The sequence below is a fragment of the Leisingera sp. SA32 genome, assembly GCF_056033425.1.
In genome coordinates this window covers 476,137-492,734 of record NZ_JBVYHB010000002.1, presented here as the reverse complement: position 1 = coordinate 492,734, position 16,598 = coordinate 476,137, and the positions used below count along the sequence as shown (strand labels likewise).

The 16,598-nt window shown below is 66.2% G+C and carries 18 protein-coding genes; 10 read left to right on the top strand and 8 right to left on the bottom strand.

Annotated elements, in window-relative coordinates; translation table 11 throughout:
• Positions 1–43: 43 nt before the first annotated feature.
• Together AC0IPL_RS04985 and AC0IPL_RS04980 are read right to left on the bottom strand one after the other, a co-directional pair.
• Positions 44–256 (bottom strand): histidinol phosphate aminotransferase, encoded by a 213-nt coding sequence (locus tag AC0IPL_RS04985; protein ID WP_474272543.1) that lies wholly within the window; start codon positions 254–256, stop codon positions 44–46.
• A gap of 91 nt (positions 257–347) precedes the next feature.
• Positions 348–1,487: a pyridoxal phosphate-dependent aminotransferase gene (locus tag AC0IPL_RS04980; protein WP_474272542.1), complete on the bottom strand. Its 1,140-nt coding sequence runs from the start codon at positions 1,485–1,487 to the stop codon at positions 348–350.
• 121 nt (positions 1,488–1,608) lie between these two features.
• Between AC0IPL_RS04980 and AC0IPL_RS04975 the strand changes: the two genes are divergently transcribed.
• The 3 genes from AC0IPL_RS04975 (at position 1,609) to AC0IPL_RS04965 (ending at position 3,259) form a co-directional block, all read left to right on the top strand.
• Positions 1,609–2,394, top strand: coding sequence for a crotonase/enoyl-CoA hydratase family protein (locus AC0IPL_RS04975; RefSeq protein WP_474272541.1), 786 nt, complete (start codon positions 1,609–1,611; stop codon positions 2,392–2,394).
• Between the two features lie 391 nt (positions 2,395–2,785).
• Positions 2,786–2,983, top strand: coding sequence for a hypothetical protein (locus AC0IPL_RS04970; protein WP_474272540.1), 198 nt, complete (start codon positions 2,786–2,788; stop codon positions 2,981–2,983).
• Positions 2,984–3,037: 54 nt separating this feature from the next.
• Positions 3,038–3,259 (top strand): hypothetical protein, encoded by a 222-nt coding sequence (locus AC0IPL_RS04965; protein ID WP_474272539.1) that lies wholly within the window; start codon positions 3,038–3,040, stop codon positions 3,257–3,259.
• A gap of 136 nt (positions 3,260–3,395) precedes the next feature.
• Here AC0IPL_RS04965 and AC0IPL_RS04960 read toward each other — a convergent pair whose 3' ends face one another.
• Both AC0IPL_RS04960 and AC0IPL_RS04955 read right to left on the bottom strand, forming a co-directional pair.
• The gene (locus AC0IPL_RS04960) at positions 3,396–4,298 is read right to left on the bottom strand and encodes a fructose bisphosphate aldolase (RefSeq protein WP_474272538.1); all 903 of its coding nucleotides are present in this window, start codon (positions 4,296–4,298) and stop codon (positions 3,396–3,398) included.
• Between the two features lie 160 nt (positions 4,299–4,458).
• A complete protein-coding gene (locus tag AC0IPL_RS04955) occupies positions 4,459–5,868 on the bottom strand; it encodes an aminotransferase-like domain-containing protein (RefSeq protein ID WP_474272537.1) in 1,410 nt (469 codons plus the stop codon).
• Between the two features lie 152 nt (positions 5,869–6,020).
• On the opposite strand from AC0IPL_RS04955, the gene AC0IPL_RS04950 reads away from it, so the two are divergent.
• A complete protein-coding gene (locus tag AC0IPL_RS04950; protein ID WP_474272536.1) occupies positions 6,021–6,401 on the top strand; it encodes a DUF983 domain-containing protein in 381 nt (126 codons plus the stop codon).
• Between the two features lie 177 nt (positions 6,402–6,578).
• Here AC0IPL_RS04950 and AC0IPL_RS04945 read toward each other — a convergent pair whose 3' ends face one another.
• Positions 6,579–8,222, bottom strand: coding sequence for a CTP synthase (locus tag AC0IPL_RS04945; RefSeq protein ID WP_474272535.1), 1,644 nt, complete (start codon positions 8,220–8,222; stop codon positions 6,579–6,581).
• A gap of 172 nt (positions 8,223–8,394) precedes the next feature.
• Complete coding sequence (secG, locus tag AC0IPL_RS04940; protein ID WP_474272534.1) at positions 8,395–8,757, bottom strand: preprotein translocase subunit SecG; 363 nt, start codon at positions 8,755–8,757, stop codon at positions 8,395–8,397.
• 175 nt (positions 8,758–8,932) lie between these two features.
• On the opposite strand from secG, the gene nthA reads away from it, so the two are divergent.
• The 5 genes from nthA (at position 8,933) to AC0IPL_RS04915 (ending at position 12,738) form a co-directional block, all read left to right on the top strand.
• Positions 8,933–9,556 (top strand): nitrile hydratase subunit alpha, encoded by a 624-nt coding sequence (gene nthA, locus AC0IPL_RS04935; RefSeq protein WP_474272533.1) that lies wholly within the window; start codon positions 8,933–8,935, stop codon positions 9,554–9,556.
• A complete protein-coding gene (nthB, locus tag AC0IPL_RS04930) occupies positions 9,553–10,230 on the top strand; it encodes a nitrile hydratase subunit beta (protein ID WP_474272532.1) in 678 nt (225 codons plus the stop codon). Before nthA ends, nthB begins: the two co-directional genes overlap by 4 nt.
• Positions 10,227–10,559, top strand: coding sequence for a nitrile hydratase accessory protein (locus AC0IPL_RS04925; RefSeq protein ID WP_474272531.1), 333 nt, complete (start codon positions 10,227–10,229; stop codon positions 10,557–10,559). The genes nthB and AC0IPL_RS04925 overlap by 4 nt, the downstream gene beginning before the upstream one ends.
• 620 nt (positions 10,560–11,179) lie before the next feature.
• Positions 11,180–12,493: an adenylosuccinate synthase gene (locus AC0IPL_RS04920; protein ID WP_474272530.1), complete on the top strand. Its 1,314-nt coding sequence runs from the start codon at positions 11,180–11,182 to the stop codon at positions 12,491–12,493.
• Positions 12,493–12,738: a DUF2842 domain-containing protein gene (locus tag AC0IPL_RS04915; RefSeq protein WP_474272529.1), complete on the top strand. Its 246-nt coding sequence runs from the start codon at positions 12,493–12,495 to the stop codon at positions 12,736–12,738. The genes AC0IPL_RS04920 and AC0IPL_RS04915 overlap by 1 nt, the downstream gene beginning before the upstream one ends.
• A 158-nt stretch (positions 12,739–12,896) precedes the next feature.
• On the opposite strand, the gene AC0IPL_RS04910 is transcribed toward AC0IPL_RS04915, so the two are convergent.
• On the bottom strand, positions 12,897–14,864 hold the full coding sequence (locus tag AC0IPL_RS04910) for a chemotaxis protein CheA (protein ID WP_474272528.1): 1,968 nt from the start codon (positions 14,862–14,864) through the stop codon (positions 12,897–12,899).
• Between the two features lie 140 nt (positions 14,865–15,004).
• On the opposite strand from AC0IPL_RS04910, the gene AC0IPL_RS04905 reads away from it, so the two are divergent.
• Positions 15,005–15,667 carry a thiamine diphosphokinase gene (locus tag AC0IPL_RS04905; protein ID WP_474272527.1) on the top strand — a complete coding sequence of 221 codons (663 nt, stop codon included), beginning with the start codon at positions 15,005–15,007 and terminating at the stop codon, positions 15,665–15,667.
• On the opposite strand, the gene AC0IPL_RS04900 is transcribed toward AC0IPL_RS04905, so the two are convergent.
• Entirely contained in the window at positions 15,654–16,580 is a 927-nt protein-coding gene (locus tag AC0IPL_RS04900) for a DMT family transporter (protein ID WP_474272526.1), read from the bottom strand. The two genes, AC0IPL_RS04905 and AC0IPL_RS04900, sit on opposite strands and share 14 nt — an antisense overlap.
• Positions 16,581–16,598 lie beyond the last annotated feature (18 nt).

Sequence of the window (16,598 nt, the reverse complement as noted above, 5' to 3'; positions counted from 1 at the left end):
TGGCAGAGCGGGCGCCGCGCGCGAGCCAAAGGGGCAGGGGGGATCAGGCGTTGCGCCCCTTGTGCCCTTTATGCCCGTTCAGGCGAATTTCCAGCCGGGTGATGAAGTGGTTGATAAACACCGCCAGCACCAGCACGGGCACCAGCCCGTACAGCACCCAGATGACAAAGAAGATCCACATCAGATTGATGGCGGCAAAGGTGATGGCCGCCGTGAACAGGTCCGGAATGCGGTCCGGCAGGTTAGGGTCACGCATGACAATTCTCCCGGTGATACCAGCAAAAGGATAGGCCGGCCGGGGGAGATGTCCGCTAAAAGCCGCGTGATTCACGGCGCATGGGCGGGTTTCAGCCGTTTGTGGCCCGCGTCTCGGCCGACGGCTCGCCCCGTGCCTCTGCCAGCGCCTGTGGCAAGGCCGCGGCAAGCGCCGCCATCTCGACCTCAGGCCCGCAGCTGACCCGGATGCAGCGGTTCTGCGGCGCCGCCTGCGGCATCCGCACGAACACCCCGCGCGTCACCAGCGCATCCAGAACGCGTTTGGCAAAAGCGCCGTCGCGGCCGCAGTCGATGGCGACGAAATTGGTCGCGGACGGCAGCGCGGTCAGGCCGTTCTGCGCGGCGATCTCGCCGATCCGGCAGCGAGAGGTCTCGATCTGCGCGATCACCTGCGCCAGCCAGTCACGGTCCTGCACCGCCGCCAGCGCCCCGGCCTGGGCGGCGCGGTTCATGCCGAAATGGTTGCGCACCTTGTGGAAGGCGGCGATCAGATCGCGATGCCCCAGCGCATAGCCGACCCGTGCGCCTGCCATGCCGTAGGCCTTGGAGAAGGTCCGCATGCGGATCAGCCGCGGATCATCAACGCTGACCGGCGCCGCGGTACCCTCGGGGGCGCATTCCACATAGGCCTCGTCCAGCAACAGCAGACATCCCGCGGGCAGGCTGTCCAGCGCGGCGACGATCTCCGTGCCGCTATGCCAGCTGCCCATCGGGTTGTCCGGGTTGGCCAGGTAGACGATCTTGGCATCCACCTCGGCGGCGCGGGCAAACAGCGCCGCGATGTCCTCGCGGTCGTCGCGGTAAGGCACCTTGTGCAGCACCCCGCCAAACCCCGCCACATGGTAGTTGAAGGTGGGATAGGCCCCCTCGGAGGTCACCACCGCATCGCCCGGCGCCACCAGCAGCCGCACCAGATAGCCCAGCAGCCCGTCGATGCCCTCGCCGACGACGATATTGTCCATCGCCACGCCGTGCTCTGCCGCCAGCGCCTGGCGCAGGTCGTGGTTTTCTGCATCACCGTATTTCCAGATCTCCGCCGAGGCCTGCGCCATTGCCTCCACCGCGCGGGGCGAGGGGCCAAAGATGTTCTCATTTGCGCCCAGCCGCGCGGCAAAGGGCGCGCCGCGCTCCCGTTCCTGGGTCTCGGGGCCGACAAAGGGCACGGTGGCGGGCAGGGATTGCACAAGCGGGGTATAGCGGGGTCCAGTCATGCCGGCAGATAACCGCAAGGGGGCGGGCGGGGCAAGCCTTGGCCTGCCGCCACGTTGTACTGGCGCGGGGCTGTGCATCCGGGGCAGGCTGACGACAGCCCCAACACCGGAGACCCACCCCATGCCCCGCGTCACCATCGGCCACACGGACCACGTCGCCTATGTCACCCTTGACCGACCGGACAAGCACAACGCGCTGGATGACGCGATGATCCAGGCGATCGTCGCCGCAGGGCAGGAGCTGGCCGGGTCCGACGCCCGCGCGGTGGTCGTCTCGGGCGCAGGCAAAAGCTTTTGCGCCGGGCTCGACATGGCCAGCTTTGCTGGCCTCGCTCAACGCGACCTCACCGCAGAGGTGATGACGCGAACCCACAACGATGCCAACCTTTTTCAGGAGGTCGCGATGGTCTGGCGGCGGTTGCCGATGCCGGTGATCGCGGCGCTTCACGGCGCCTGCTACGGTGGCGGGTTGCAATTGGCGCTGGGGGCTGACATCCGCATTGCCCACCCCGACACGCGCCTGTCGGTGATGGAAATGAAATGGGGCCTGATCCCTGACATGGGCGGCATGGCGCTGCTGCCGCGACTGCTGCGCTCTGACGTGCTGCGCCGCCTGACCTACACCGCCGAGGTGGTCGACGCGCAACAGGCGCTGGACTGGGGAGTGCTGAGCGAGCTGTCCGACACCCCGCTGTCGCGGGCCAGTGAACTGGCGGGGCATATCGCCGGGCAAAGCCCCGCCGCGATCCGTGCGGCCAAACGTCTGATCGGTCTCGCCGAGAGCGGTGCCTGCCAGGCAGAGGTGCTGCTGGCAGAAAGCCGCGAACAGCTGGCGCTCATCGGCACGCCGGAGCAGATGGAGGCCGTGACAGCCCAGCTGCAAAAGCGCAAGCCGGATTTCAGCTGAAAACGCGCCAGTTGCCCGGACCGAGTCGCACGGGCCACTCGCGGTGCTGTCGGGCGACGGTCCGGCTTGGCAACCCGGATGTAAACCTCTGAAAATTTAGCGCAAATTCTTGCCGGAATGATCCATTTTCCGCCGAGGCCGGCGGGAAACCGCCCGCAGCCGGCAGAATGCTGCCGCGTTCCGGGATTACCCGGCCTTGTTAACCTTTTGGCAAGGAAATAGCGCAAAATCTGGCCGGGATCTGTCGTCGGGTGCCCAGATCTTGTTCATGCACCAACACGGCAGAGGCAGGTCGATCTGCCCCGAAGGGGCGGCGGCGACCATAAGGCAATGCGAACCCGGCCGGGGTCAGCGACCGCAGGTCCGTGGGTGAAAAGAAGGATTGAGGCTGATGCAGCTGGTGCGGAAAAAATGGTTCATCGCATTCGAAAGCGGCGCGCTCCTGTCGCGCAGCGGGGACCGGATCACCTATTTCTACGACGAGGCTCTGAGCTTTGGCGACCGCGAGTCGGCGCAGAGCTACCTTGCGGTCAATGAAAACCGGGTCAGCTGCACGGGGCTGCGCCCCTCGCTCACAGAAGCGGCGTGACGGCCCGGCCCCGAGGCTGCCCGAACGCGACAACCGGCCTCGGCAGGCAGAGGGATGCCTAGTTCCGCGCGCTGGTTGCTGGCGCTGTGCGGCATCCTGATCTGCCTCGCCTCGGTTCTGTTCTGGCACTGGCTGGGGAGCGGCCTGACCCCGAACGCCGCGCCGCGGGCGGCAGGCTGGTTCAGCGCCACGGGGCTGCGGCATTTCTGGCTCCCCTTTTTCAGCGGTGCGGGATTGGTGCTGGCGGTCTTTTGGGCCGGGCGCTCCGGCGGTTGAACTTTGGCACGGCGTCCCGTCCGCTGCCAGGTCGGGCCGACGCCCCCCCCATAGCACCACAAAAAAGGGCCGCGCCCGGTGGCGCAGCCCTGTCATTCCTTGGCGTGTGGCCCTTGTCTGGACCGTCCCGGCAGGCTTACACCGAGGCGGCGTAGATCTTGCCGATGTTGGCATCCAGCGCCGCGTTATACTCGGCGTCGGACATGTCCACGTTCAGACCCTCGGTCAGCGCCCGGCTGAAAGAGGCGATCATCTTCGGGTTCTGCGCCAGTTTCTCGCAGGCCTCATCGGTGCTGTAGCCGCCCGACAGCGCCACGACCCGCACCACCGATGCGTGATCGGCCAGATCGTCATAGAGGCCCGGCTTGGTCGGGATGGTCAGCTTCAGCGCCACTTTGGTGCCGTCGGGCAGGGCGTCCAACTGGGCAGCGATCTCCGCCTGCAGGATCTCCTCGGCCTCGGCTTTGGTGGCAGAGTGGATGTCCACCTCCGGCTCGATGATCGGCACCAGCCCGGCGGCGGCGATCTGCTGGCCAACCTCGAACTGCTGCGCCACAACCGCCTTGATACCTTCGGCGTTGGCGTCCTTGATGACAGAGCGCATCTTGGTGCCAAAGATCCCCTTGTCGGCGGCCCGCGCCAGCAGCGCATCCAGCTCCGGCATCGGCTTCATCACCTGCACGCCATTCTCTTCGTCGGCCAGACCCTTGTCGACCTTCAGAAACGGCACCACGCCGCAGTCTTCCCACAGATATTGCGCCGTCGGTTTGCCCTCGATCTCGCCGTCCATGGTCTTTTCAAACAGGATCGCGCCCAGGATGCGCTCCTGGGTGAAGCTGGGGGAGGTGATGATGCGGGTCCGCATCTTGTGGATCTCGGCGAACATCTCGTCATCGCCGGCATAGGCGTCTTCGGTCACGCCATAGAGCTTCAGCGCCTTCGGGGTGGAGCCGCCCGACTGGTCCAGTGCCGCGATGAACCCCTTGCCAGTGGCAATGCGGTCGAATTGAGCCTGCTGGGTGGAAGCGTCTTTTGCCATGATGCGTCACTCTTGTTGGAAATGGTCAGTCTTTGCGCTGTCTATACCGCGAAACGGCGCAGAAACAACGGGTCGATTGCGCTAACGGGTGAAGGTTTTACGGCGGACTCGCCGTTAGGCCGCCTGGATTTCAGCCGCTGTGCAGGGCTTTAGCGCTCGTTCAGCCCAGCCAATCCTTGCGGCTCAGCGCGTCCTTCAGCGCCAGCAGATCCGCGCGCAGGGCGCCAAGGCCGATGGGGCCACCCAGGCAGACCCGCAGCGCCTCTGGCGGTGGGCCGCTGATGGTGAAGGCATCGCTGGGCAGGATACCGATCTGGCGGGTGGCCATGCGGCCCATGACCTCGGCCCGGCTGGTGCCAGGGGGCAGCGACAGCCACAGGTTAAACGCCAGCGGGTCGGTTGCCACCATCAGCCCCCCGGCCAGCCCCTCTGGCAGACCACCTGTCAGCACCTCTGCTGCCAGCGCCTGCCGCGCCCGTGCAGCCTGGCGCAGATGGGCCTGGATGTCTGTTGCGGTGCCGTCCTCGATCCAGCGCGTCAGCAGCGCCAGGGTCAACGGCGAAACCATCACATGCAACGCCCGCAGCGCCTGGCTGAACCGGCCTATTCGAGCTTGCTGCGGCACCGTGGTACAGGCCAGCCGCAGCCCGGCACCAAGGCATTTGGACAGGCCGACCACATGCCAGCCCAGCTCCGGCACCAGGCTGCTGATTGGCGGTGGCGCGTCCTCGGCGACCAGGCAATAGGCATCATCCTCGATCAGCGGCAGGTCATGTTCCGCCAGCACCGCGGCCACTGCGCGGCGGCGCTCGGCGGGCATGGTGCGGGTGGTGGGGTTGTGCAGCGTCGGGTTCAGATAGAGCGCCGCGGGGGCATGGCTGCGGATCGCCGCCCGCAGCGCCTGCGGCAGGATGCCGTCATCGTCGCCAGCCAGCCCCACAAGACGCAGCCCCAGTTGCGCGGCGATGGCCCGCAGGCCCGGGTAGGTCACATCCTCACACAGCACCACCGAGCCCGGCGCGCATTGCACCGTCAGAATGCCATAAAGCGCGGCATGGGCGCCGGGCGTTATGACCAGCCGTTCCGCCGCCGCGGGCAGCCCGTTGGCCTGCAACCATCCGCACAGCACCTCCCGGTCCTGCGGGCTACCAGTCACCGATTGATACCGAAGCAAGGGCATCAGGTTGGCCGAGACATGCGCCAGTCCTGCCTGCATGCGTGCAAGCAGCGCCGGGTCGTCCGGCTCCGGCGGCATGTTCATCATCGGGTCTTCCTCGCGCGCGCGGCGCGGATCCGGGCGGGGCGGCAGCGCATCCGCCGCTTTCACAAAGGTGCCGCGGCCCACGAAGGTCTCGATATAGCCGCGCCGCACCGCCTCGGCATAACCGCGCGATACGGTGGAAAAATCCACCCCCAGCTGTTGCGCCACCCGCCGCTGCGGTGGCAGCCGGTCGCCCGGCGTCAAGACGCCGGAGTCAATGTCAGCGCCAATCGCCTCGGCGATCTCGAGATAGCGCGGCCTGCCGCCATGTCGCGCCTCTGCCAGCCGTTCCGGGGTCCACTGTGCCATCTGCCGCCCCTCCTGCCGAGCAGGCCTATTGTTCCAGAATTGATTGGTTCAATGTCAGACTGCGTCAATTTACGCAAGGCAAATGCTTGCGTATTGATTGCATGCATTCGCGGAATCGCGGTATCAGACGGCAAAGCGAAGGAGACGCGCGAATGACTGGCACCGATCTGATGCAACCGGATGCACGGGCGATGAAGCCTGCGCTGGTGAACGGGCTGCGGCTGCGTTGCCCCGCCTGCGGGCAGGGCAAGTTGCTGCACAGCTATCTCAAGGTGAATGACGGCTGCAGCGAATGCGGCGAGGATCTGAGCCACCAACGCGCGGATGACGGGCCCGCCTATCTGACCATTCTGGTGGTGGGGCACATCCTGGGGTTTGTGTTGCACATCGTCTATGTGCAGCTGCGTCCCGACCCCTGGACGCTGGCGCTGATCCTGTCTGCCGTGACGGTGGTGGCCTCACTGGTGATGCTGCCCCGGATGAAGGGGCTGGTGGTGGCCTATCAATGGGCCAAGCGGATGCATGGTTTCTGAGCGCAGCGAGGACGAGTTCCGACCAAGATCACTGCTATCAAAATGTAAAAGGCGGGCCGGTGGCCCGCCTTTTTCCGTCTTCTCCCAGCGCCGCGCAGCGGCGCCGGGCCCAACCGGACAGGATCAATCTCTGATTGCTCCGCAACGGGCGGGAGCGGCGCCCCCGCCGACGGCGCGTCAGACCAGTCGCGAGGCGTCCTTGGCCGCGCGTACGAAACCGTCAAACAGCGGGTGCGGCGCAAAGGGTTTGGACTTCAGTTCCGGGTGGAACTGCACGCCGATGAACCAGGGGTGGTCCTGCCATTCGACAATTTCCGGCAGGCGCCCGTCCGGCGACATGCCGGAGAACTTGAGGCCGCATTTCTCAAGCTGCTCGCGGTACTTGGTGTCGACCTCATAGCGGTGGCGGTGGCGTTCCTCGATATGAGTGCTGCCATAGATTTCGGCTACTTTGGAGCCTTCCAGGAGCGTCGCGTCATAGGCGCCCAGCCGCATGGTGCCGCCCTTGTCGTCGCCGACCTTGCGCTCCACCAGGACGCTGCCCTGCACCCATTCCTTGAGGTGGTAAACCACCGGCTCGAAGCGTTTCTTGCCGATCTCGTGGTCGAACTCCTCGGAACCCGCCTCGGCGATACCGGCCACGTTGCGCGCAGCCTCGATGACCGCCATCTGCATGCCAAGGCAGATGCCGAGGTAAGGCACCTTGTTTTCCCGCGCGTATTGCGCCGCCTTGATCTTGCCCTCGGTGCCGCGTTCGCCAAAGCCGCCGGGCACCAGGATCGCGTGGTAGCCTTGCAGATAGGGCGCGGCGTCGTCCTTGTCGAACAGCTCCGCATCGACCCATTCGATGGTGACCCTCACCCGGTTCGACATGCCGCCGTGGGTCAGAGCCTCGGCGATGGATTTATAGGCGTCTTCCAGCTGGGTGTACTTGCCGACGATGGCCACCTTCACTTCGCCTTCGGGGTTGTAGATGCGGTCGGCCACATCTTCCCAGCGGACCAGGTTGGGCTTGGGGGCAGGGGCGATGCCAAAGGCATCCAGAACCGCCTGGTCCATGCCTTCGCGGTGATAGGCCAGCGGCGCCTCGTAGATCGATTTCAGGTCCTGCGCGGCGATCACCGAATCGGGGCGCACGTTGCAGAACAGCGCCAGTTTTTCGCGCTCTTTCTTGGGGATCGGCCCTTCGGAGCGGCAGACCAGGATGTCCGGTGCCAGTCCGATCGACCGCAGTTCCTTGACCGAGTGCTGGGTCGGCTTGGTCTTCAGCTCGCCGCTGGCCTTGATGTAGGGCAGCAGCGTCAGGTGCATGAAGATACATTCGCCGCGCGGCTTGTCCTGAGCAAACTGGCGGATCGCCTCAAAGAAAGGCAGGCCTTCGATGTCGCCGACGGTGCCGCCGATTTCACACAGCATGAAATCCACCTCATCCTCGCCGATGGAGATGAAGTCCTTGATCTCGTTGGTGACGTGCGGGATGACCTGGATGGTCTTGCCCAAGTAGTCGCCGCGGCGCTCTTTTTCCAGCACGTTGGTGTAGATCCGGCCCGAGGAGATCGAGTCAGTCTTGCGGGCGGGCACACCGGTGAACCGTTCGTAGTGGCCAAGGTCCAGGTCGGTCTCGGCGCCGTCGTCGGTGACGAAGACCTCACCGTGTTCGAACGGGCTCATGGTTCCGGGATCGACGTTCAGGTAGGGGTCCAGCTTGCGCAGGCGGACGGAATAGCCGCGGGCCTGCAACAGAGCCCCCAGTGCTGCCGAAGCCAGGCCTTTGCCCAAGGATGAAACGACACCGCCAGTGATGAAGATAAAACGCGCCATGTGTATTCGGCTGCCCCCGTGAGAAGTCAGATTTCAGCTGCCCGGCGGCTCTCGGAAGTGTCCGAAAAACCGCAGCACCACGGGACTTCATATATAAAGGATTCGCGCGTCATGCGCAAGGGAACCGCAAGATGCTGTTGCAGTTCCCTAAAACCCGTCAAGTTGTAGTGGTTTAGTCGAGGCTCGGCACCAGCGGTGCGTTGTCGCCCTCGCTCGGCGGCAAAAGATCACTGCCCAATGCGGGCGGCGTTGCCGGGGCGTCGTTCTCGGTCTGCGGCGCCAGCAGCCGGTCGGCGACCGAGGAGCCTGCGGATTTCTGTGCCGCCAGCACCGTCAGGGTGATCGAGGTGCAGATGAAGGCAATGGCCAGGATCCAGGTCAGCCGGCTGAGCGCAGTCGCTGCGGCGCGACCGGAGACAGCGCCGCCACCGCCGCCGCCCATGCCCAGACCGCCGCCCTCGGAGCGTTGCAGCAGGACAACGGCAATGAGGCCGAGAGCCAGAAGAAGATGGATGATGAGAACAACGTTTTCCATGGGTCCCTGCGGCGGTTGGCTGAGTATCGGGCGGTAAATAGGGAAGATTGGCCGGGGGGGCAAGGGCTCAGTTCACTTGCCGGGCCGGGAATGGTTGGTGGGCCACGGCCGGGGCGATTTTCCCAATCATCAAAGCAGGCTGGACAGCACCGGCCCAGCGGCGCACTCTGGCCTCATGCCGCATGATGCCCCCGACCACCCGCACGCCCATCTGCCCCCGGACCCCGCCTTGCGGGTCAAGGCGCTGGAGACGATTCTGACCGCGAAGGGGCTGATCGATCCCGCCGCGCTGGAGGAGATCATCGACACCTATCAAAACCGCATCGGCCCGCAGAATGGTGGCCGTGTGGTGGCGCGGGCCTGGTCTGACCCAGCGTTCAAGGCGGCGCTTCTGGCGGATGCCGATCCGGTGCTGGCCGAGCTGGGCTACTATGGCCGCCAGGGGGAGCATATGGTGGTGGTGGAGAGCACCCCACAGCGCCACAACATGGTCGTCTGCACCCTGTGCAGCTGCTATCCGTGGCCGCTGCTGGGCATCCCGCCGGCCTGGTACAAATCCGACGCCTACCGCGCCCGTGCGGTGCGCGAGCCGCGCAAGGTACTGGCGGAATTTGGGGTTTCGCTGCCGGACAAGACCGCTGTGCGGGTCTGGGATTCGACGGCGGAGGTGCGCTACCTGGTGCTGCCGATGCGCCCCGAAGGTACGGATGACATGGAGGAAGACGCGCTGGCGGCGCTGGTCAGTCGCGACAGCATGATCGGCACCGCGCTGGTGCAGGCACCGCAGGTGCAGCCATGAGCCGCGTGCATGACATGGGCGGGCGATTCGGCGATGGGGCGGTGGTGCCCGATGCGCCGCAGGCGCCGGTGTTTGCGCAGGATTGGCACGGGCGCGCTTTGGCGGTGACCCTGGCCTGTGGGGCGCTGGGGCAGTGGAACATCGACGTCTCCCGCCACGCGCGCGAGCGGCTGTCGCCGAAGGATTACACCCGTTTTTCCTATTACGAGAAGTGGATTGCGGCGCTGGCCGATCTCCTGGTGGAGACCGGCGTCCTGAGCGAAGCGGATTTGCAGGGCCAAGGCACGGCAGAGCTGCACGCGCTGGCCGGGCGGGCGCTGAAGGCGGAAAACGTGGCGGCGGTGCTGGCCAGGGGCGGCCCGGCCACCCGTACGGGCGGGCCGGCGCCGCGGTTTTCCCCCGGGCAGGCGGTGCGCACGCGGTTGCCTGCGGACAATGCGCGGGTGGCGGGGGGCCACACGCGGTTGCCGCAATACGCCGCCGGGGCGTGCGGCTATATCCTGCGGCTGCACGGCACCCATGTGCTGCCCGACAGCAATGCGCATGGGTTGGGTGAGGCACCGGAGCCATTGTATGCCGTGCGCTTCGCCGCCAGCCAGCTGTGGGCACATCCCGAACACCCGGAGGACGAGGTGGTGCTGGACCTGTGGCAAAGCTACCTGGAATCGGTATGAGCAAATGTCTTGAAGTGGCCGCGCCCGAGCCCGTGTTTGCCGAACCGTGGCATGCGCAGGTGTTTGCGCTGACGGTGCATCTGAACGAGGCGGGGCGGTTCAGCTGGGCCGATTGGGTGGCGCGGTTCTCGGCGACGTTGAAACAGCACGGGCTGGCGCGTGATCTGGATGGCGGTGAGGATTATTTTCGCGCCTGGCTGGAAACGCTGGAGAGCTATCTGGCGGAGGATGGCGCAGCCTCCCGCGCGGAGGCCGAGGCGATGCGCAGCCGCTGGGAAGCGGCCTATCTGGCCACGCCCCATGGTGCGCCGGTGTCACTGCGGGACTGAGGCCAGCAGGTCCGCCCGCCGGGGCGCGGGGGCCGGGGCGGGTGTTTTACGGGTTGGTTGACGGGTCGTGCGCGAAACCCTGTGAAGGGGGCGACGTCGCCGCGTGGAGGGTGGACGCTCCCCCGCGGGGGAGGCTCGGACAGGAATTCCTGAACGACCCCCTTTTTATCGGGGGCGGTCTCCGGTGATGCGCAGGCAGCCACACAGATACCTGCGCCGCGTATCATACCCCCTGCGCAGAGGGCATGGCGGGTGATCTCGATCAGCTGGAATGATGGCACGGGCGGCATGAGGATTGCGTGAAGGAGGCGTTCGCTGGGGGCGCAACACCCCTGCGGGGGGCGGTGCCAACGGCCCGAAACAAGGCGCCGGGCCCCGCCGGGCCAGCGCCCGCCCGCCCAACAAGGCTGGCCCATTGGAGACGGCGTGTATGTGGGAATGCTTGTACGGGAAGCAGAGAGATAAAGTGGCTGACATGGATGTAGCCGCGCCTTCTCGCGGGCAGGCGCTGATCGCCCCCCCCTGCATTCGTGAGGGTTGCGGCGAAAAACCGGTTCCCCTGCCGGTGCTGCATCGCTATATGAGCGTGGGTTTGAACCAAAGACTGTAAAGGACCAGATATGGCCAATGTCGTCGTAGTCGGCGCCCAGTGGGGCGACGAAGGTAAAGGCAAGATCGTGGACTGGCTGAGCGAGCGCGCGGATGTGATCGCGCGCTTTCAGGGCGGCCATAATGCCGGCCACACGCTGGTCATTGACGGCAAGGTTTACAAGCTGCACGCGCTGCCCTCGGGTGTTGTGCGCGGTGGCAAGCTGTCGGTTATCGGCAATGGCGTGGTGCTGGACCCCTGGCACCTGCTGAAAGAGATCGAGACCGTGCGCGCCCAGGGCGTGGAGATCACGCCGGAGACGCTGATGATCGCGGAAAACACCCCGCTGATCCTGCCGCTGCACGGCGAGCTGGACCGCGCGCGCGAGGAAGCGGCAAGCAAAGGCACCAAGATCGGCACCACCGGCCGCGGCATCGGCCCGGCCTATGAGGACAAGGTCGGCCGCCGCGCCATCCGGGTCGCCGATCTGGCGGATGAGGCGACGTTGATCGCCCGCGTTGATCGTGCGTTGCAGCACCACAACCCGCTGCGCAAGGGCCTGGGTGTCGAGGCCATCGACCGCGATGCGCTGATTGCCCAGCTGAAAGAGATCGCACCGAAGATCCTGCCCTATGCGGCACCGGTCTGGAAGGTGCTGAACGAGAAGCGCAAGGCGGGCAAGCGGATCCTGTTCGAGGGCGCACAAGGCGCACTGCTGGACATTGATTTTGGCACCTATCCCTTTGTGACCTCGTCCAATGTGATTGCCGGGCAGGCGGCAACGGGTGTCGGCATCGGGCCCGGTTCGATCGATTACGTGCTGGGCATCGTCAAGGCCTATACCACCCGCGTCGGCGAAGGCCCGTTCCCGACCGAGCTGCTGAACGAGGATGGCACGCCGGATGCAGATGGCGAGCGTCTGGGCACCCGTGGCCATGAGTTTGGCACCACCACCGGCCGTCAGCGCCGCTGTGGCTGGTTTGATGCGGCACTGGTGCGCCAGACCTGCGCCACCTCCGGCATCAAGGGCATCTGCCTGACCAAGCTGGATGTGCTGGATGGGTTTGAGACGCTGAGGATCTGCACCGGTTACGATCTGGATGGGGAGCGCCTCGACTATCTGCCCACCGCCGCTGACCAGCAGGCGCGCTGCAAGCCGATCTACGAAGAGATGCCGGGCTGGAGCGAATCAACCGAAGGCGCGCGCAGCTGGAACGATCTGCCCGCCAACGCGATCAAATATGTGAAACGCGTGGAAGAGCTGATCGACTGCCCGGTGGCGCTGTTGTCCACCAGCCCGGAGCGGGAAGACACCATTCTGGTGACCGACCCGTTTGCCGACTGATGGCAGAGGATAAGAAGGGGCTGAGCTACAAGGCGCGGCGACGCTGGGCGCTGGTGATCCTGCTGGTGGGCATGCCCGTTTACATCGTGGCCGCGGTCACGGTGATGAACTGGCTGGACCGGCCGCCGCTGTGGCTGGAACTGGTGGTCTATGTGGGCCTCGGCATCGCTTGGGTGCTGCCGTTCAAGTTTGTGTTCCGCGGCGTCGGCCAGGCGGACCCGAACGCGGACCCGGATCAGGACTGACCTTCGGCTGGTCACGACGGGGAGGGGCGCTGCCCCTCCTGGCCCTTTTGGCCAATTCACCCCGAAGTATTTCTGACCAGAAAGAAACGCAGCCTGTGGTGCGAAAACGAAAAAAGGCGGCCTTGGGGGCCGCCTTTTTTGCTTTGTTTCTCCGGCGCTTAGCTTGCGGCGCGTTTGCCGGGCTGAAAGCCGATCTCGCCGGAGGCGGTGAATTTGCCGTTGCCGGAGCGTTCGATCTTGCCGTCGCGCAGCAGCTGGCCAAAGCTGCGCAGCCCGTCCTCGCGGTTGAAGTCACCGGCGCCGCTGCTGCGCACCTTGTTCATCAGCTGCGGACGGGAGAAATGATCGCGCCCTTCGACGAAGCTGAGATAGGCGGCGGCGGCCTCCAGCAGGTCATGCAGTTCTGCCGCGCCGCGCTCCTGCGCGTAATCGGCAAAGCTGCTGCCGCCGTCGCTGGAGGGCGATTGGTCCAGCACCGCAGCGGAGACGCGGCGCGGGCGCACCGGCTGCTGTGGCTGGCTGGTTTCGTCAATGCGCTGTTCGGCCACCAGTTTCAGCGGGGCCGGGCGGCTGACCGCGATGCGCGGTCGGTCGGAGCCGCCGTCCTGCGAGGCGGCGCGCGGTTCGGGGCGGCGCGGACGCACCACGCTGGCCAGGTCCTCGCGGTAGGGTTTGGCCTCGTCATCGCCGGTGCCGTCAGCCGCGCCGGCCTTGGCCGCGGCGGCCGCGGCGCGCAGGTGGCTGTACGCCTCGCGCGAGGAGGCTGATTCGGGTTCTTCCAGCCGTTCGTCGGCGGCGGCCATCAGCCGCGAGACATCGCTGTCGGGCAGCTCGGCCGTAGCGGCAGCGGACGGCTGCAGCTGCGGCGGGTCCTGCGGCTGTTGCGCGGCGGCGAGGATTTCGGCTTCGACCTCGGCCAGCTCGCGCATCAGGTCGGCCTCGTCTTCCTCGGAGAGTTCGGACTCGGACTGCGCTGTGTCGGCTGCGGGCGCATGGTCGGCGGGCTCGGGGGTTTCCTCCAGCTGGCCTGAGGCGACGGCCTGTTCAAAATCGGCGCGCTTTACCTTGGCGATCCGCACGCGGGCCGGCGCGGCAGCGGGCACTGCCTCCGGTTCGGCCTCGGGTTCGGAGTCGTCCAGGGGGGTAGACACGGGGCCAGCGGCGGGTGCGGTTTCGCGGGATGCGGCGCGGCCAATGTCGAGACGGTCCAAGGCGCGTTCGATCTCGTCGTCGCCTTCGTCGTCAAAGTCCGGCGTGTCCGTGTCATCACCGTCTTGCAGCGCGCTTGTGATGTCGGCGGCGGCGTTTTCCAGAACATCGTCGGCGTGTTCGTCCTCGGAGAAGTCCTCTTCGGGGGTGCGGGCGACGACGGCCCGGATGCGTTGCAGTTTGGCGGCAATGCTGTCGGGCGCGGGCGCCTCGTCGCGCTCTGGCGCGGCGGAGGTGTCGGGCTGTGCCGCCGCCTCGTCCGGCGTTTCGGTGTCGGGGGTGCTTGCGCCCGCCAGCACGGCGGCGATGGTATCTTCGGCTTCGGCTTCGGCTTCGGCTTCGGCTTCGGCTTCGGCTTCGGCTTCGGCTTCGGCTTCGGCTTCGGCTTCGGCTTCGGCGATCTCTGTTGCGGCGGTTCGCGCCTCTGCTTCAGCCTCGGCCAGCTCTGCCGCGATCATCTCGTCCGCGGCGGCGGGGGCGGCATCCGCGTCATCCGCTTCATCGGCGCGGGTGGTTTCTGGTGTGGGCGGGGTGGCGGCTGCCGGTGCGACCGTCTGCGCCGGGCGTTCGGTGGCCAGATAGGCGGCAGGCGAGGGTGTGGCTGCGGGCGCTCCCGCCTGGGGCGGCGCGGTGGCGGGGGCCTCCGGGGTTGCGGCAAGGGCGGCTGCGGCGCGCAGGTGGATGCCGCCGTCGCTGGTGCGGGCCTCGACCTGGCGGGCGATCTCGCGCTGGGCGATACGGGCCAGCATATCGGCGTCCGGCTGCGGCGGTTCGGCCCCGAAGTAGCGGTCATCCGAGGCCAGGTCGCGAAAATACTCTGCGATGGCCTTCATCGTGCCGAAGGAATCCTCGAACCCTTCCAATGTGCAGGAAAAGGTCCCATAGGAGACAGTCAGGACTTTGTTGTTTTGTACCATCAGCTCGCTCGTCCTCGCCACAGTTGCTCCCGTTCACCATATTGGCTGGAAGGACCAATTTTGCTCGAATCCGTGCAATAGATCGTATCATTTTGTGTTCAGAATGTGACCTGTTTCCAAAACCGCCAGGAATACCGCCCATGACCGCCCATATTGTTGACGTATCAGAACCAGTTACCCTGGTCGGGGGCGGTGTGGTGACGCCGGACGCGCTGGCAGCGGCGCTGGCGCTGGCGCCGCGGCTGGCGGCGGCGGATGGCGGTGCGCAGGCGGTGCTGGCGGCGGGGCGGATGCCGGAGGCGGTGATCGGTGATTTCGATTCGCTGCCCGAGGCTGTGCAGGCCCGGCTGCCCGCCGGATGCCTGCATGAGGTGGCCGAGCAGGAAAGCACCGATTTCGACAAGGCGCTGCGCAGCATACTGGCACCTGCGGTGCTGGCGGTGGGGTTTCTGGGCGCGCGGGTGGATCACCAACTGGCGGCCTTCAACACCCTGGTGCAAGGGCATAAGTCCCCTTGTGTGCTGCTGGGCGAGCGTGAGGTGATTTTCCACCTGACCCGCGCGGTTGAACTGCCGACCCGTGCAGGGGAGGTGGTGTCGCTGTTTCCGATGCAGCCGGTGCAAGCGCGATCCGAGGGGTTGGCGTGGCCGGTTGACGGCCTGGAGATGTCACCCATGGGGCGGATCGGCACCTCGAACCGTGCCCTGGGGGCGGTGCGGCTGGCGCCGGAGGGCGCGGGGTTGCTGGTGATCGTGCCGCGCCGTCTGTTGGCGGATGTTCTGGGGCAGATCAGGCGGGATTGATGGTGCGCGCGGCGGCGGCTGCGGCGGCGCTGGTGCGGTGTTCACGCATGACCGCATAAAGCCCGGCGGTGATGGTCAGCAGGATACCAAGGCTGGCCAGTGCATTGGGCAGGTCGCCAAAGATCCACCAACCGACAAAGACTGCCACCGGGATCTCCAGATATTGCATTGAGGCCAGGGTGGAGGTGGGGGCGTAACGCAGGCTCCAGGTCATCAGCAGATGTGCCAGCGTGCCCATGACGCCGGTGGCAATCAGCAAATTCCAAGTGTGGGCCGGGGGCATGTCCAGCGCCAGTCCGGGCAGGCTGGCGGCGTCGCCGTACCACAGGACGGGCAGCATCAGCACGGTGGCGATCAGGCCCGAGACAGCCTGGAGCGATACCGGTTGGGTGTGCTTGGCGATCTTGCGGGTGACCAGCATGAACAGGGCAAAGATCAGCGCCACCAGGACCGGCCACAGCGCGTGCAGGCCAACGGCGGCAAAGCTGGGCTGGATTACCAGCAGCGTGCCGGTGAAGCCGACCACGCAGGCGCCAAGACGGCGCAGGCCGACGTCTTCGCCGAGCACATATTTGCCCAGCAGCAGCATGATGAAGGGCATCACAAAGGCAATCGCAACCGCATCGGCCAGCGGCAGGTGTTTGAAGGCGGTGAACATCGCGGCCACCCCGCCCATTTGCAGCAGGGTGCGCAGCAGCAGATAGGGCAGCACATGGCGCGGCAGCCGCAGCGAATTGCGCAACAGAACCGCCAGCGGCAGCAGCAGCGCGGCCTGAAAGGCGAAGCGGGCAAAGACGATCTGCCCCACGGGGATATAGTCCCCCAGCAGCTTGGCGATGGCGTCGCAGACCGGAATGGTCACGCAGAAGCCCAGCATCAGGGCGATGCCGAGGAGGGGGCGATCCTGTGTCATGGCGCGACGCTAGGCGGG

Coding starts and splice junctions, on each gene's coding strand:
- AC0IPL_RS04985 (WP_474272543.1), bottom strand. CDS start 256: ATGCGTGACCCTAACCTGCCGGACCGCATTCCGGACCTGTTCACGGCG.
- AC0IPL_RS04980 (WP_474272542.1), bottom strand. CDS start 1,487: ATGACTGGACCCCGCTATACCCCGCTTGTGCAATCCCTGCCCGCCACC.
- AC0IPL_RS04975 (WP_474272541.1), top strand. CDS start 1,609: ATGCCCCGCGTCACCATCGGCCACACGGACCACGTCGCCTATGTCACC.
- AC0IPL_RS04970 (WP_474272540.1), top strand. CDS start 2,786: ATGCAGCTGGTGCGGAAAAAATGGTTCATCGCATTCGAAAGCGGCGCG.
- AC0IPL_RS04965 (WP_474272539.1), top strand. CDS start 3,038: ATGCCTAGTTCCGCGCGCTGGTTGCTGGCGCTGTGCGGCATCCTGATC.
- AC0IPL_RS04960 (WP_474272538.1), bottom strand. CDS start 4,298: ATGGCAAAAGACGCTTCCACCCAGCAGGCTCAATTCGACCGCATTGCC.
- AC0IPL_RS04955 (WP_474272537.1), bottom strand. CDS start 5,868: ATGGCACAGTGGACCCCGGAACGGCTGGCAGAGGCGCGACATGGCGGC.
- AC0IPL_RS04950 (WP_474272536.1), top strand. CDS start 6,021: ATGACTGGCACCGATCTGATGCAACCGGATGCACGGGCGATGAAGCCT.
- AC0IPL_RS04945 (WP_474272535.1), bottom strand. CDS start 8,222: ATGGCGCGTTTTATCTTCATCACTGGCGGTGTCGTTTCATCCTTGGGC.
- secG (WP_474272534.1), bottom strand. CDS start 8,757: ATGGAAAACGTTGTTCTCATCATCCATCTTCTTCTGGCTCTCGGCCTC.
- nthA (WP_474272533.1), top strand. CDS start 8,933: ATGCCGCATGATGCCCCCGACCACCCGCACGCCCATCTGCCCCCGGAC.
- nthB (WP_474272532.1), top strand. CDS start 9,553: ATGAGCCGCGTGCATGACATGGGCGGGCGATTCGGCGATGGGGCGGTG.
- AC0IPL_RS04925 (WP_474272531.1), top strand. CDS start 10,227: ATGAGCAAATGTCTTGAAGTGGCCGCGCCCGAGCCCGTGTTTGCCGAA.
- AC0IPL_RS04920 (WP_474272530.1), top strand. CDS start 11,180: ATGGCCAATGTCGTCGTAGTCGGCGCCCAGTGGGGCGACGAAGGTAAA.
- AC0IPL_RS04915 (WP_474272529.1), top strand. CDS start 12,493: ATGGCAGAGGATAAGAAGGGGCTGAGCTACAAGGCGCGGCGACGCTGG.
- AC0IPL_RS04910 (WP_474272528.1), bottom strand. CDS start 14,864: ATGGTACAAAACAACAAAGTCCTGACTGTCTCCTATGGGACCTTTTCC.
- AC0IPL_RS04905 (WP_474272527.1), top strand. CDS start 15,005: ATGACCGCCCATATTGTTGACGTATCAGAACCAGTTACCCTGGTCGGG.
- AC0IPL_RS04900 (WP_474272526.1), bottom strand. CDS start 16,580: ATGACACAGGATCGCCCCCTCCTCGGCATCGCCCTGATGCTGGGCTTC.